13 protein-coding genes are annotated in these 13,809 nt (G+C 61.9%); 6 read left to right on the top strand and 7 right to left on the bottom strand.

Annotated elements, in window-relative coordinates; all coding sequences use genetic code 11:
• Window positions 1-254: 254 nt before the first annotated feature.
• From FA04_RS06265 to FA04_RS06255, 3 genes are all read right to left on the bottom strand, one after another.
• Window positions 255-458 carry a DUF3126 family protein gene (locus FA04_RS06265; protein WP_034796738.1) on the bottom strand — a complete coding sequence of 68 codons (204 nt, stop codon included), beginning with the start codon at window positions 456-458 and terminating at the stop codon, window positions 255-257.
• 99 nt (window positions 459-557) lie between these two features.
• Complete coding sequence (cysE, locus tag FA04_RS06260) at window positions 558-1,385, bottom strand: serine O-acetyltransferase (RefSeq protein WP_034796741.1); 828 nt, start codon at window positions 1,383-1,385, stop codon at window positions 558-560.
• Between the two features lie 88 nt (window positions 1,386-1,473).
• Window positions 1,474-2,259 carry an alpha/beta fold hydrolase gene (locus FA04_RS06255; protein WP_034796743.1) on the bottom strand — a complete coding sequence of 262 codons (786 nt, stop codon included), beginning with the start codon at window positions 2,257-2,259 and terminating at the stop codon, window positions 1,474-1,476.
• 174 nt (window positions 2,260-2,433) lie between these two features.
• Here FA04_RS06255 and FA04_RS06250 point away from each other — a divergent pair, with 174 nt between their 5' ends.
• Both FA04_RS06250 and FA04_RS06245 read left to right on the top strand, forming a co-directional pair.
• Window positions 2,434-2,679, top strand: a complete 246-nt coding sequence (locus FA04_RS06250) for a zinc-finger domain-containing protein (protein WP_034796744.1) — start codon at window positions 2,434-2,436, stop codon at window positions 2,677-2,679.
• A gap of 9 nt (window positions 2,680-2,688) precedes the next feature.
• Window positions 2,689-3,855, top strand: a complete 1,167-nt coding sequence (locus tag FA04_RS06245; protein WP_034796747.1) for an FAD-dependent monooxygenase — start codon at window positions 2,689-2,691, stop codon at window positions 3,853-3,855.
• A gap of 110 nt (window positions 3,856-3,965) precedes the next feature.
• On the opposite strand, the gene FA04_RS06240 is transcribed toward FA04_RS06245, so the two are convergent.
• Window positions 3,966-5,156, bottom strand: coding sequence for a cystathionine beta-lyase (locus tag FA04_RS06240; protein ID WP_034796748.1), 1,191 nt, complete (start codon window positions 5,154-5,156; stop codon window positions 3,966-3,968).
• 340 nt (window positions 5,157-5,496) lie between these two features.
• Between FA04_RS06240 and FA04_RS06235 the strand changes: the two genes are divergently transcribed.
• The 4 genes from FA04_RS06235 to FA04_RS06220 all read left to right on the top strand — a co-directional run bounded on the left by FA04_RS06235 (window position 5,497) and on the right by FA04_RS06220 (window position 9,765).
• Window positions 5,497-6,522, top strand: coding sequence for an amino acid ABC transporter substrate-binding protein (locus FA04_RS06235; RefSeq protein ID WP_034796750.1), 1,026 nt, complete (start codon window positions 5,497-5,499; stop codon window positions 6,520-6,522).
• A gap of 93 nt (window positions 6,523-6,615) precedes the next feature.
• The gene (locus tag FA04_RS06230) at window positions 6,616-7,809 is read left to right on the top strand and encodes an amino acid ABC transporter permease (RefSeq protein ID WP_034796751.1); all 1,194 of its coding nucleotides are present in this window, start codon (window positions 6,616-6,618) and stop codon (window positions 7,807-7,809) included.
• Window positions 7,810-7,813: 4 nt separating this feature from the next.
• Window positions 7,814-8,971 (top strand): amino acid ABC transporter permease, encoded by a 1,158-nt coding sequence (locus FA04_RS06225; RefSeq protein ID WP_034796753.1) that lies wholly within the window; start codon window positions 7,814-7,816, stop codon window positions 8,969-8,971.
• Window positions 8,972-8,988: 17 nt separating this feature from the next.
• A complete protein-coding gene (locus FA04_RS06220; protein ID WP_064816988.1) occupies window positions 8,989-9,765 on the top strand; it encodes an amino acid ABC transporter ATP-binding protein in 777 nt (258 codons plus the stop codon).
• 72 nt (window positions 9,766-9,837) lie between these two features.
• On the opposite strand, the gene FA04_RS06215 is transcribed toward FA04_RS06220, so the two are convergent.
• From FA04_RS06215 to FA04_RS06205, 3 genes are all read right to left on the bottom strand, one after another.
• Complete coding sequence (locus FA04_RS06215) at window positions 9,838-11,268, bottom strand: caspase family protein (RefSeq protein WP_034795696.1); 1,431 nt, start codon at window positions 11,266-11,268, stop codon at window positions 9,838-9,840.
• Window positions 11,269-11,357: 89 nt separating this feature from the next.
• Window positions 11,358-12,911, bottom strand: a complete 1,554-nt coding sequence (locus FA04_RS06210) for a caspase family protein (protein ID WP_082572996.1) — start codon at window positions 12,909-12,911, stop codon at window positions 11,358-11,360.
• Entirely contained in the window at window positions 12,908-13,807 is a 900-nt protein-coding gene (locus FA04_RS06205; protein WP_034795701.1) for an OmpA family protein, read from the bottom strand. The genes FA04_RS06210 and FA04_RS06205 overlap by 4 nt, the downstream gene beginning before the upstream one ends.
• Window positions 13,808-13,809: the final 2 nt, after the last annotated feature.

Raw genomic sequence — 13,809 nt, 5'->3', positions numbered from 1 at the left:
ATCTGGAGGCTTCAGTCTATGTGCACTGCACAAAAAGTCAAGACGAGTGTGCGATGCAATAAAATACAACAGATGCAACAACTTGATGAAATATCGCGGTTCGGCATGAAATTTCTTGCTGCGCTCGCTACAGCCGCAAGATAAGCACTAGCGAGCAATTGCCCAGCAAGACATCAACATCCCGCACAAAACAATAAACCCCGAAAATCCCATGGATTTTCGGGGTTTATACTGAAAGCGTCCGGCGTCGCGACTTAGAGGTCGATGTCGAGGATCGCCATGGAGAAGTTGTAGGAAAGCTCGCCGTCTTCCTCATCGCGGAAGACCACACCGAGGAACTCGTCACCGAGATAGACTTCAGCGGACTCGTCCTTCTTCGGGCGAGCCTTGACGACCATCTGCTGATTGAAGGTGCGCTTGAAGTAGGCTTCAAGCTTGCGGATTTCTTCGGGCTTCAAAACACGTCTCCGTAGCCGTTTAAACTGTGCGGCGCTTCTCGCACGCTGCATCGGCGGGTGTAAACCCCTCGAAAGAGGCTACACACCGGTTCCCGCATGTCAGATATCGAAGCTGGCAAGGATCTGGTCCATCTGGCGCGACGGCTCGGAACAGCCGGCCTCGCCCACGACCTTTGCCGGTACGCCGGCGACCGTCGACTTCGGCGGCACCGGTTTCAGCACGACCGAACCCGCAGCGACGCGCGAGCAGTGTCCGATATGGATATTGCCGAGGATCTTGGCGCCGGCGCCAATCAGCACACCGTCGGCGATCTTCGGGTGGCGATCGCTGCCTTCCTTGCCCGTGCCGCCGAGCGTCACGCCGTGCAGGATCGAGACGTTGTCACCAATGACCGCGGTCTCGCCGACGACAAGGCCGGTGGCATGATCAAGGAAGATGCCGCGGCCGATGCGGGCGGCGGGGTTGATGTCCGTCTGGAAGACGCTCGACGCCCGGCTCTGCAGGTAGAAGGCGAAATCCTTGCGGCCGCGCTTCAATAGCCAATGCGCCAGGCGATGCGTCTGGATCGCATGGAAGCCCTTGAAATAGAGCACCGGCTCGATGAAGCGGGTGCAGGCTGGGTCACGGTCGTAGACGGCCTGGATGTCGACACGCAGAATGGTGCCCCATTCCGGCCAGTCCTCCAGCATCTCCGAGAAGGTCTGGCGCAAAAGGTTTGCCTGCAGATCCGGGTGATCCAACCGTTCGCAGATGCGGTAGATCACGCTTTCTTCGAGAGAGTGCTGATTGACCACGGTGGAATAGAGGAAGGCCGCGAGCATTGGGTCTTGCTCGGCGGCAATCCGGGCTTCTTCGCGCAGGCTATTCCAAATCGGGTCCATCACTTGCAGCGCTTCTGCCTGGCGAAGTTCGGTCTTGGCGACCATCGTCGCTCTCCTTCCTTGTCCGTGCCTGCTATCACTATAGGGGAAATCAGGCGTGACTTAAATGGCGTCTGGCGGCAATGACGATACGCTAGATGCGATCGATCTCTGCCAAAAATTCGAGCACCGCTTTCTTGAAAACCCGGTCGCCGACGGCGAGCATATGGTCGCGACCCGGAATGTCGAGCGCACGCGCACGCGGCATCAGCGCTGCCAGTTCCTGCGCCGATCCGGCGATGTCATCGGTCGTCCCGACGCCAATCAGCGTCGGCTGCTCGATGCGCGCCATATCCTGTGCCGTCAGCAGATCCCGCGAGGTCGAGATACATGCCGCAAGCGCCTGCCGGTCGCTCTTGGTCTGGTCGGCAAAGGCGCGGAACATGCGCCCGCGCGCATGGGTCACGTCGTCAAGCGACGGCGCCACCAGAGCGTCGGCAATCGGATCCCAATCCCCGACCCCCGACACCATGCCGATGCCGAGCCCGCCGAAGACCAGCGAGCGCACGCGGTCGGGATGCGCGAGCGCCAGGAAGGCCGAGATGCGAGCGCCCATCGAATAGCCCATGACATGAGCCTCGGCGATCCCGAGATGCCCAAGCAATGCGGCGGCGTCACCCGCCATCTGCTGAGGGTGGTAGAGTTCCGGGTCGTAGGGCTTGCTGCTCTTGCCATGACCTCGGTTGTCGAGCGCGATGACGCGGTAGCCGGCGTCACCCAGCGTCTTCAGCCAGCCCGGGAAAACCCAGTTGACGTTGGCGCTGGATGCAAAGCCGTGAATGAGCAGAACGGGCGCGCCGGACGGGTCGCCCTCGTCGAAGAAGGCGATCTCCAGACCGTCATGATTGAAACGGGAAAACGGCGGCGGGGTGAGATCCATCTATTCATCCTTGGGCATATCGATCCGGCGCAACCTAGTTCGTCGCCTTGGCGGGCGAAACCCCGCACCGGCAAAAACCACAACTGCGGCAGCTTTGCCGCTACACATTTCCGGCAAAGCTGACTATGGTGCCGCCAAATTTGACCTTCAGACTTGCATTCATCGGAGCATGACATGGCCGGCCACAGCATCCCGCATTTCCAGAACGACGGCGGACATCAGGCAATCGAAATCGGCGTCAAGGAATTCATGTGCACCGGCGCATCCATTCCCTACGATCACCCGCACATCTTCATCGACATGGGTGACGACGACGAGAAGGTCTGCTCCTACTGCTCTACGCTCTATCGCTACAATCCGAAGCTGAAGGCGACCGAAACCAATCCCCCCGGCTGCCTCTTCGCCCATAAAGCCGCCTGATAAGCGACGATGTCGCGCCCCGTCGCGATCATCGGTGCCGGCATCGGCGGCCTCACGGCTGCCCTATGCCTTGCCCGGCGCGGCTTCGACGTCGATATCATCGAGCGGGCGACGGCACTGACCGAGGTTGGAGCCGGCCTGCAGCTTTCACCGAACGCCTCCCGTATCCTCATCGAGCTCGGCCTGCTGGCGCAGCTTGAGAGTGTATGGACGGAGCCCGAGCGCATCGGGCTCGTTGACGGCCGCTCTCTGCGCGCGCTTGCCAGCGTGCCGGCCGGGACCTTCGCGCGCCGCCGCTGGCATGCGCCCTATGCCGTTCTCCACCGAGCCAGCCTTCAGAAAATGCTGTTTCAGGCTGTTCAATCCGAACCGCGCTGCCGTCTCCACCTTGGATGCCAGATCGACAAGCCCGGGGACCAGGCGATCGCGGCAGTGACGGGGCGCATGCCGGACGTCGTCATCGGCGCCGACGGCATCTGGTCGCGGCTGCGCGAAACCGTGCCCGCCGCCGGCCGTGTCCGGTTCTCCGGCAATATCGCCTGGCGCATGACGCTTGCAGGCGACCTTGCTGCAGGCGTGCTCAAGCGCGGTGAGGTCACCGCCTTCCTCGGCCCGCGCGCCCACCTCGTTGCCTATCCTCTGCGGGAAGTCGGCGGTTTCAATCTCGTCGCCATCATCGAGGGCAAGGAGACCGACGCGATCTGGGTCGGCAAGGATTCGGACGCGCGGCGCCAGGATTGCCTCAACGCCTTTTCCGATTGGAGCCCAGGCATCCGCTCGCTTCTCGATAAGGCCGTGGCGCCCACCTACTGGCCGCTCTGCACCGTCGACGACGGCGCCTGGCATGATGGTCAAAAAACAGTGCTGATCGGCGACGCGGCCCATGCGATGACGCCCTTTGCGGCGCAAGGTGCGGCCATGGCCATCGAGGACGCATCCGCGCTTGCGGCTTGCCTGTCTGAAAACCTCAGCGTCGCGGATTCCTTGCGGAAATTCGAGGCGCTTCGCAGGCCACGCATCGCGCGCGTCCGCCGCCGTGCGGCCTTCAACCATTTCGCCTATCACGCCCGCGGCCCGGTGCGTATCGGCCGCGACATGGTGTTGAAGCTCAAGGGGCCCGACGCGCTCGCAGCCGACCTCGACTGGCTCTACGGCTACGGGGCGCCGGAGCGCTAAGAAGCGACGGCCATTCACCGCGATCCGTTCGATAAACTGCCGGCGCGCGAAAGATCTAGTCCAGAAAAGCAGAACGCCGCGGATGACCGCGGCGTCCGTCATTGCCTTCGTCAAACGGCGTTTGCCGCAGCCAGGCCCGCTTCGATGTCGCGCCGGATATCCGGCACGTCCTCAAGGCCGATCTGCAGGCGCAGAACCGGACCTTCGGTCGGCGCCAGCGCCACCTTGCGATCTCCGAGACCGACATGGAGCGCGAGGCTTTCGAAACCGCCCCAGGAATAGCCGAGCCCGAACAATCTCAGCGCATCGAGGAAGGCGTGCGCCTTGGCCCTGAAGCGGTCAGGGCTCTCCGCCTTCAGCACGAAGGAGAAGATGCCGCTCGCGCCGGTGAAATCGCGCTTCCAGAGCTCGTGGCCGGGGAAGCTCGGCAGCGCCGGATGCAGCACGCGGGCCACTTCGTCGCGTGTTTCCAGCCATTTCGCCAGCGTCAGGGCGCTTTCCTGGTGCCGCTCGAGACGGATGCCCATGGTGCGAAGGCCACGCAGGATCTGGTAGCTGTCATCGGGCGAGACGCAGACGCCGAGCGTCACCATGGCCTCTGTCAGGGCCGGCCAGTGCTCGGCATTGGCCGAAACGGTACCGAAGAGCACGTCCGAATGGCCGGACGGATACTTGGTGGCCGCATGGATCGACACATCGACGCCATGGTCGAGCGGCTTGAAGTAGACGGGCGTCGCCCAGGTATTGTCCATGGTGACGATGCAGCCATGGCGATGGGCGGCATCGGCAATCGCGCGGATGTCCTGCATTTCGAAGGTGTTCGATCCCGGTGCTTCGGTGTGTACCAGGCGCGTGTTCGGGCGGATCAGGCTCTCGATCGCAGCGCCGATCATCGGATCGTAGTATTCGACCGTGACGCCAAGTCGCTTCAGCATCGTGTCGCAGAAATGGCGCGTCGGGAAGTAGACCGAATCGACGATCAAGGCGTGGTCGCCGGCCGAGAGATAGGCGAGGAACGGCACCGTGACCGCCGCCAGCCCCGAAGGCACGAGGATCGTTCCGGCGGACCCTTCGAGTTCGTTGATCGCGTCGCAGAGCGCGTCCGTGGTCGGCGTTCCGCGGGTGCCGTAGGTGTACTTCTGCGCCCGCGTCTCCATGGTCTTGGCGTTCGGGAACAGCACCGTGGAGGCGTGCACGACCGGCGGATTGACGAAGCCGAAGTAATCGGAGGGGTTGTTGCCGCTATGGGCGAGACGCGTGTTGATGCCTGCCTTGCCGTTCACATTGCCACTGTCTGCCATTGCTCATTCCGCTTCTAGATTTCGAATGCAAAACTCTTCGAACGAGCCACAATCGCGGTCAAGTGGCAAAAATCATGAAGCGTCGTTTTGACCGTCGCGAGGCCACTTCTGGCGAATTTTCCGCCAGAGCGTGATTCACACCCCCAAGATCTGCCTAACTTTCTGGCTTGTTTCGAGTTTTTCACATGCAAAACCAGAAAATCGGCGGCCTCTCTTGACCCTCATGGAAATTGAGCATGAGATAGCCGACACTCGCGCCAGGAGGGTGGCGGAGGCTCACCGCGCTAGGAGACGCGACGGTGCAGACTGGAACTAACGACAACAGAAAAAGGTTCTAAAAATGGCAAAAAGAATTCTGACAGCTCTCGTTGGCGCTGCTGTCATGGGGATTGGCACACAGGCGGCTTCGGGCGCTACTCTTGATGACGTCAAAGCCAAGGGCTTTGTCCAGTGCGGCGTGAACACCGGTCTCGCCGGCTTCGCAGCGCCGGATGCTTCGGGCAACTGGAGCGGATTCGACGTAGACTACTGCAAGGCAATCGCCGCCGCGATCTTCGCGGATGGCAGCAAGGTGAAGTACACCCCGACCTCCGCCAAGGAACGCTTCCCGGCGCTGCAGTCGGGCGAAGTCGACGTGCTTGCCCGTAACACCACCTGGACGATCAACCGCGACACCGCGCTCGGCTTCAACTTCCGCCCGGTCAACTACTATGACGGCCAGGGCTTCATGGTTCGCAAGGGCCTGAACGTCAAATCCGCGCTGGAGCTTTCGGGCGCCGCTGTCTGCGTGCAGACGGGCACCACCACCGAGCTCAACCTCGCCGACTACTTCAAGTCGAACAACCTGCAGTACAATCCGGTCGTTTTCGAAAAGCTTGAAGAAGTCAACGCCGCCTATGACGCCGGCCGTTGCGACGTCTACACGACCGACCAGTCCGGCCTTTATTCGCTGCGTCTGACGCTGTCGAAGCCGGACGATCACATGATCCTGCCGGAAATCATCTCGAAGGAGCCGCTCGGCCCGGCCGTGCGCCAGGGTGACGACCAGTGGTTCGATATCGTCAGCTGGGTTCACTACGCGCTGATCCAGGCTGAAGAGTTCGGCGTCACCCAGGCCAACGTCGAAGAAATGAAGAAGTCCACCAACCCGGACGTTCAGCGCTTCCTCGGCGTCGAAGCTGACTCGAAGATCGGCACCGACCTCGGCCTCACCAACGAATGGGCCGTGAACGTGATCAAGGCCGTCGGAAACTACGGCGAAGTCTTCGACCGCAACATCGGCGCCGGCAGCCCGCTCAAGATCGAGCGCGGCCTCAACGCGCTGTGGAACAAGGGCGGCATCCAGTACGCTCCGCCGGTCCGCTAAAGCGAACCGAAAATACCGGGGAAGCGGACAACCGCTTCCCCGTCCCAACGATAAAAACACCCAAAAGGGTGAAAAAGGGGAAAGAGGCATTGCATGGCGATTGGCGTCACAACTACGCCTGAGAAATCGAAACCGTCGGGGTCGATCATCAACGACCCGCAGGTCCGCGGCATCTTTTATCAGGTTATTACCGTCGTCCTACTCGGGGCCTTCGTCTATTGGGTGGCCGACAACACGATCGAGAATCTCAAACGGGCGAACATCGCTTCCGGTTACGGCTTCCTCAATGGACGCGCTGGTTTTGACGTCGGGCAATCGCTGATCGCCTATACCAGCGATTCCACCTATCAGCGCGCACTTGTCGTCGGCCTGCTCAACACATTGCTGGTCGCCGTCTGCGGTATTTTCACCGCCACCATCATCGGCTTTGCAGTCGGGATCGGCCGCCTGTCGCACAACTGGCTGATCGCCAAGCTGTCGCTCGCCTATGTCGAGATCTTCCGCAACATCCCGCCACTGCTGGTCATCTTCTTCTGGTACAGCGGCGTCCTGGCGATCCTGCCGCAGCCGCGTGAATCGGCAGCACTGCCGCTCAACATGTTCCTCAACAACCGCGGCCTTGCCTTTCCCAAGCCGATCTTTGGTGACGGTTCGCTGTACACGGTTCTAGCCTTTGTCCTCGCGATCGTCGCCAGCTTCCTCCTGTCACGCTATGCGCGCAAGAAGCAGGAGGCCACCGGACAGCGTTTCCCGGTTCTTTGGGCGTCGCTCGGCCTGATCATCGGTCTGCCGTTGCTGGTCTTCCTTGCCACGGGATCGCCTATCACCTTCGACGTCCCCGTCGCCGGCAAATTCAACCTCACCGGCGGCTCGGTCATCGGACCGGAATTCCTGTCGCTGTTCCTGGCGCTCTCGTTCTACACGGCCGCCTTCATAGCCGAGATCGTGCGTGCCGGCATCCGCGGCGTATCCAAGGGGCAGACGGAAGCCGCGCACGCGCTCGGTGTACGCCCCGGCCTGACGACACGACTGGTGGTGGTTCCGCAAGCGCTCCGGATCATCATTCCGCCGCTCACCAGCCAGTATCTGAACCTTACCAAGAACTCGTCGCTCGCCGTTGCGATCGGTTACGCGGATCTTGTCGCCGTCGGTGGCACCATCCTCAACCAGACAGGACAATCGATCGAGATCGTCACGATCTGGATCGTCGTCTACCTGTCGCTGAGCCTTGCGACGTCGCTGTTCATGAACTGGTTCAATGCCCGCATGGCCCTGGTGGAGAGATAAGATCATGAACACACACCAGGCAACTTTTGTCCGTACCTCAATGATCGAAGGGTCCGCCCCGCCGGTCGCCGAAGGTGGCATCGTCCATTGGCTGCGCGAAAACCTGTTCGCGACGCCAAAGGATGCGGTGCTCACCATCGTCAGCCTGCTTGCGCTTGCGTGGCTCGTGCCTCCGGCCATCCAGTGGCTCTTCATCGACGCCGCCTGGACCGGCGGCGGCCGTGGCGTTTGCGCCACGGTTGCTCAAGGAGGCTCGCAGCCGGATGGCTGGAGCGGTGCGTGCTGGGCCTTCGTCAACGCAAAACTCGACCAATTCGCCTACGGCCGCTACCCGCTCGATGAGCGTTGGAGACCGACGCTGGTCGGCATCCTCTTCGTGCTTTTCCTCATTCCGATGTTGATCCCGAAGGCTCCCTTCAAGGGCATCAACGCCATCCTGCTCTTCGCCGTGCTGCCGATCATTTCCTTGATCCTGCTTCCCGGCGGCTGGTTCGGACTGACCTACGTCGAGACGCCGCTCTGGGGCGGTCTGATGGTGACGCTCATCCTTTCGTTCGTCGGCATTGCCGTGTCGTTGCCACTCGGCATTCTTCTGGCACTGGGGCGGCGATCGCATATGCCTGTGATCAAGATGCTCTGCACCGCCTTCATCGAACTGGTGCGCGGCATCCCTCTGATTACCGTGCTCTTCATGGCGAGCGTCATGCTGCCACTGTTCCTGCCGCAGGGCGTCACCTTCGACAAGTTCCTGCGTGCACTGATCGGCGTGTCGTTCTTTGCCTCGGCCTACATGGCCGAAGTGGTGCGCGGCGGCCTCCAGGCTATCCCGAAGGGGCAGTATGAGGGCGCGGATTCCCTCGGCCTCAGCTTCTGGCAGAAGATGAACCTCATCGTGCTGCCACAGGCGCTGAAGCTCGTGATTCCGGGCATCGTCAACACCTTCATCGGCCTCTTCAAGGACACGTCACTGGTGTCGATCATCGGCATGTTCGACCTGCTCGGCATCGTCCGCTTCAACTTCACGGACGCCAACTGGGCCTCTTCGGTGACGCCGATCTCAGGGCTAATTTTCGCTGGCTTCATATTCTGGCTTTTCTGCTTTGGTATGTCGCGCTATTCAGGTTTCATGGAACGCGTGCTCGACACGGCCCATAAACGATAAAATGAGGGGAGGATCGCATGGCAAACGCAGCCACTGCTTCCAAAATGACTGTTTCCGCAACGGATGTCGCAGTCGAAATCACTGGAATGAACAAGTGGTACGGGGACTTCCACGTCCTTCGTGACATCAACCTGAAGGTTATGAAGGGCGAGCGCATCGTCATTGCCGGCCCGTCGGGCTCCGGCAAGTCGACGATGATCCGCTGCATCAATCGGCTCGAAGAGCACCAGAAGGGCAAGATCGTCGTCGACGGCATCGAGCTCACCAACGATCTGAAGAAGATCGACGAAGTGCGCCGCGAAGTCGGCATGGTGTTCCAGCACTTCAACCTCTTCCCGCACCTGACGATCCTCGAAAACTGCACGCTTGCCCCGATCTGGGTGCGCAAGATGCCGAAGAAGCAGGCCGAAGAAATCGCGATGCACTTCCTGAAGCGCGTCAAGATCCCCGAGCAGGCGAACAAGTATCCGGGCCAGCTTTCGGGCGGCCAGCAGCAGCGCGTGGCGATCGCCCGCTCGCTGTGCATGAAGCCGAAGATCCTGCTCTTCGATGAGCCGACCTCGGCGCTCGACCCGGAAATGGTCAAGGAAGTGCTCGACACCATGGTGTCGCTCGCCGAAGAAGGCATGACCATGCTGTGCGTGACCCACGAAATGGGCTTCGCCCGCCAGGTCGCCAACCGCGTGATCTTCATGGACCAGGGCCAGATCGTCGAGCAGAACTCGCCGGCTGAGTTCTTCGACAATCCGCAGCACGAGCGCACCAAGCTCTTCCTCAGCCAGATCCTGCACTAGAACCGGACGAGACGACACAAAAAGAAGCCCGCCTCATCGAGGCGGGTTTTTTCGTTCTGTCCGTTATCGATCCTACTCGACGCGATAGCGCAGGGTGCCGACTGACCAATGGATTCCGCGCGTGTCGAGATCTTCGGTCCAGTTCTTCTGCAGCCGCGCGATGATCTCGCTCAAGGTCTCGCGCGCATCGACCTCCACCTTGAGGCCCCGCGATATCGGCGCAAGATCGCTCAAGTCGACAGCATCGCTGACGACAAGCGCCACGAAAATGCCGTCCCCCTCGCCCGAGGCCTCGAAATCGAAGCCGTAATATTCATCCGGCAAGGTCAGCGGCACGTCCGGCGCCAACGTCGTGATCTTTTGCGCGAACTCGTTCGGGAAAATCTGTGTTGCATTGCCCTGGCTGTTGACGTCGAAAATCAGGAGATTGCCGGCCGTGTGGCTGTTGACCGTCAGTTTGAAGACTTCGCCGGCCTTCATGGTGGTCGGCTTGTCGATAGAGAGCATGACATCGCCGGCTTCGCTCTTGCCGATGATATCACCGACGGCATCGATGGGGTTGGCCGCCTGATAGCTCGGCACCGCTGCATTCGGAGTAATGGTATACGCACCCTGCCCGCTGCCATCCGCATCGCGCTTTTCCGGCACCATCGCGCTGTCGCCGAGCGCCTCGGGTCTGCCTTCCAACTGCGGGTCGAGATTGCCGCATTGCTCCTGCAAGGCGCAGTAGGAGGCAGATTGCGCCTTTACATATCCAAGAAGCTCGGCGTTGCTCGTCAATCCGTTGCCATTGCCATCGGCAGCGTCGCCGGTCTGGCCGGCGACGAAGGCTGCGGTGAAAACCCCGTGCCGATCCGCTGTCGGTAGCCGGACATCGTCCCAGGCGACCTGATAGGGCGCCGCCGCACTCCAGGCGGTCACCCCGGCATCGACGAGCTTCGGCTTGTCGACGAGGGCAAGATCAATCCTAAGGCCGCGGGTCAGCGCTTGCTCGACCGGCTTGGCATCGGGACGCGGGAGAAAGCGGGCGCCGTCGATAGGCTTTTTGATGTCCTCGGACAGCGACCGGGAGATCGTGCCGGAGTGACAGGCGTCGATCACGACCGTCACAGCGCGCCCCTTCAGGCGCTCCAGCACCGCATCGATCTCGTCGTCGAGGACAGCGCCTTGCCAGTCCGTTTCACCGGCGGCAATGTCGGCAGGCGCAATCGCTTCATCCAGCCCATCCGCTTCGTCGCCATCCGCATCCTTCACCTGCAGGCCGTGGCCTGAAAAATAGAGATAGACGCGATCGCCGGGCTTCGTCGCATCGACAAGCCAGCCGTTCATGGATGACAGGATTTCAGCTCTGGTCGCCTGCCCGTCCTTCAGCACGCGGATCGAGGCACTGTCGAAGCCGAGCCGTTCCGTGAGCAGCCTTTGCATCGCGACCAGATCGTTCGCCGGTCCGGGCAGGGAAAACTCGGTCGGCAGATTCTGATAGTTGCCGACCCCGATCAGCAAAGCCCGATCTCCGGCGACCGCAGGAGCAGCCAGCAGCATGAAACACGCAAGGGCGTGAAGGAACGGCACTCGCGATCTGGCGCCCATGCTCATTGGCCCTGACCTCTCGTGTAAAGCGGTTGAACCGCGATCGTACTCTCACTCCCTTCCAGGCGCGTTTCGAGCAAGCGCAGCAAGGCCGCTGCGTCGAGGTCCGAATTGGCAAAGGCGGCCGCGATCGCGTCGACAGGCGCATTGGTCGCGATGACGACCAGATGGTCCGCACCGAAGGGCTTGACCACCTCCAGGTCACGCAGCTTGAAGGCATGGCTTTCGCTGCCGGCAATCTGCACGTCGAGCAGTTGTGCTTCGCCGGTATTGGCGAGGTTGAAGACCAGCATGTTGGCATAGCCGCCCTGCGGCGCCTCGACGTTCAGGCGGTCGCCGGCAAAGTAGATGTCCTTGACGGGCTTCAGCGAAACGGCTCCCGGGCTCTGCGCCGCAAGTGCTTTCAGAAAATCCACCAGGATGAATTTGTCGACCACGCCCTGGAGCCTTTTGGGCGCGACATGTTCCGCGGCGACGTCCCCGTTCGGCGTATAGAAGACACCGGATGTCGCCTCCCACCGGTAGGGCACGCCGTCGCCACCGATATTGGCAAGATCAGGCATGTCACCGACGACGCTCAATGGCAAATTGCCCGTCCATCCGGTTTCGCGCGGCGACTTCAGTGCATGCTTCGTGCCGCTCACTGTTGGCGCCACGCCGACCTTGGCGCTACGCGGCAGGGACAGCACGATTTCCTTGTCGGAGCGCGCCAGTTGCGGCGTGAAGTTCGGCACCTGCAGGGCTTCCGACTGCAGCTTGACGTTGGAAAACACGTAGTCTTCGAGTTCGACCCGCGAAATCCGCCCGTCGCCATCGCGATCGGCGGCGCCTTCCAACGCACGGGCAAAACTCCAGCTCAGGGCGCCGCGGGGCTCGCCGCCGATAACCACTTCCGGGGTCGGCTGGCTTTCGAGCGATGCGGCGAGGATCGTCACCTGCGACAGCTCCACGTCCCTCACCTTGGCGCCGGACAGCGCCTCCTTGGATGGCGGCGGCAGCTTGGCGCGCACCATCGGCGCCAGCCGCGTCTTGCCGGAGATCGAGCGGTTCATGCCGCCTGAATAACAGCTGTCGGAGACGAACAGGACATGAATGCCCTTGGCTTCCGCCTCCGCGAACCAGGCGCTGAGCTCGTTGTCGACGATGATTTCGCTCGCCGTCTCCTCAGCACGCGCCCGGTCGAAGCCCGGCAACTCCAGGAATTCGTCGAGCCCGTCCTCCTCACTGCCGGCGACCAGCTCCGGCATCTGCGCACCGTGCCCGGCATAGGTGAAGACGATCGTATCGCCGCGCTCAGCGGCCGCCACAAGCTCGCCCCAGGCCGCACGGATTGCATCCTTGGTCGCCTGTTCGTTGATGAATTGGCGGATCGGGGCGACATCCGCCGCCTTCAGCGCCTGCGTGACGTCTTGCGCATCGCGGACGGCACCATCGAGGCTTACTTCGTGCGGATACTTGTCCACCCCGACGACCAGCGCCGAGGTCGAGGCCATCGCCGGGGCCGCCGGCAATGCGAGCAAGCTCATCGCAAGCAGGGTTCTGCACAGCACTGTCATTTCCCCACATCCACATCCACGCGCCGGTCGAGCTGGTGCAACATCTCCTCGCTATAGGCGGTCGGATCATCGGGTTTGAACGGTTCGTCCTCGCCCCTGCCGACAACCGTGCAGGTGCCGGGATAACCGGCGTCGACGAGGTATTGAGCCAACGCTTTTGCACGGGCGAGCGAGAGCGCCATGTTCGCCTCGGGGGTACCTACCGGATCGGTGTGACCGATCAGGGTGATCGCGGCCGGCTTTGCCGACTTCAGGCACTCGAACAGGTCCCTGGCCGACTCGAGGCCTTCGGGCGTAAACTCGGCCGTGCCGAAGACGTAGCGCACCGGCGTCGCCTTTTTCCGGATCGAAACACCGCGATAGGAGAACTTGCAGGCGCCGCGCGCGACGAGCTTGACCGGCTTGGTTGCAGCGAGCCGCATTTCCGAAGCCAGGCGGTCCAGCCGCTCGATGTAGGCCTTGTCCGGCGCCATCCAATCCGGTGTCAGTTCCTCGTTTGCCGCATCTTCCAGCGCTTGCTGATAGGAGGTCGCCGCGGCGTCGTAATCCTTGCGCTCACGCTTGATATCGCCGAGCGCATCGAGGATCTGCCAGGGGCCGCCGGCGTCGCGGCTTGCGGCCGTCAGTTCCGCTTCGAAGGTTTCAAGCTTCGCGCCTTGCCCCACTGCCGCTGCAACCCGGTTGAAGGTTGCGAGCGCCGCGATGCGCCGGGTGAGCGCGATCTCGGTCGCCGAGCAACCCTTCATGTTTACGGGGTCGGCCGCCACCTTAGTGCCGGCCTCGTCGGCGCGGTTCAGCGCCTCGGAGGCCAGGCGAAGACCGTCGCAGGCCATGACCGGCGCGGTGAAGACCGCCAGAACCGCCGAAGCGAGGAGAAATGCTCGTAGCTGAACCATGA

This window comes from Ensifer adhaerens (assembly GCF_000697965.2).
Taxonomy (GTDB): domain Bacteria; phylum Pseudomonadota; class Alphaproteobacteria; order Rhizobiales; family Rhizobiaceae; genus Ensifer; species Ensifer adhaerens.
The sequence above is the reverse complement of the archived record's forward strand: the minus strand, read 5'-3'. Positions and strand labels throughout refer to the sequence as shown.

Coding starts and splice junctions, on each gene's coding strand:
- cysE (WP_034796741.1), bottom strand. CDS start 1,385: ATGGTCGCCAAGACCGAACTTCGCCAGGCAGAAGCGCTGCAAGTGATG.
- FA04_RS06255 (WP_034796743.1), bottom strand. CDS start 2,259: ATGGATCTCACCCCGCCGCCGTTTTCCCGTTTCAATCATGACGGTCTG.
- FA04_RS06250 (WP_034796744.1), top strand. CDS start 2,434: ATGGCCGGCCACAGCATCCCGCATTTCCAGAACGACGGCGGACATCAG.
- FA04_RS06245 (WP_034796747.1), top strand. CDS start 2,689: ATGTCGCGCCCCGTCGCGATCATCGGTGCCGGCATCGGCGGCCTCACG.
- FA04_RS06240 (WP_034796748.1), bottom strand. CDS start 5,156: ATGGCAGACAGTGGCAATGTGAACGGCAAGGCAGGCATCAACACGCGT.
- FA04_RS06235 (WP_034796750.1), top strand. CDS start 5,497: ATGGCAAAAAGAATTCTGACAGCTCTCGTTGGCGCTGCTGTCATGGGG.
- FA04_RS06230 (WP_034796751.1), top strand. CDS start 6,616: ATGGCGATTGGCGTCACAACTACGCCTGAGAAATCGAAACCGTCGGGG.
- FA04_RS06225 (WP_034796753.1), top strand. CDS start 7,814: ATGAACACACACCAGGCAACTTTTGTCCGTACCTCAATGATCGAAGGG.
- FA04_RS06220 (WP_064816988.1), top strand. CDS start 8,989: ATGGCAAACGCAGCCACTGCTTCCAAAATGACTGTTTCCGCAACGGAT.
- FA04_RS06210 (WP_082572996.1), bottom strand. CDS start 12,911: ATGACAGTGCTGTGCAGAACCCTGCTTGCGATGAGCTTGCTCGCATTG.
- FA04_RS06205 (WP_034795701.1), bottom strand. CDS start 13,807: ATGGTTCAGCTACGAGCATTTCTCCTCGCTTCGGCGGTTCTGGCGGTC.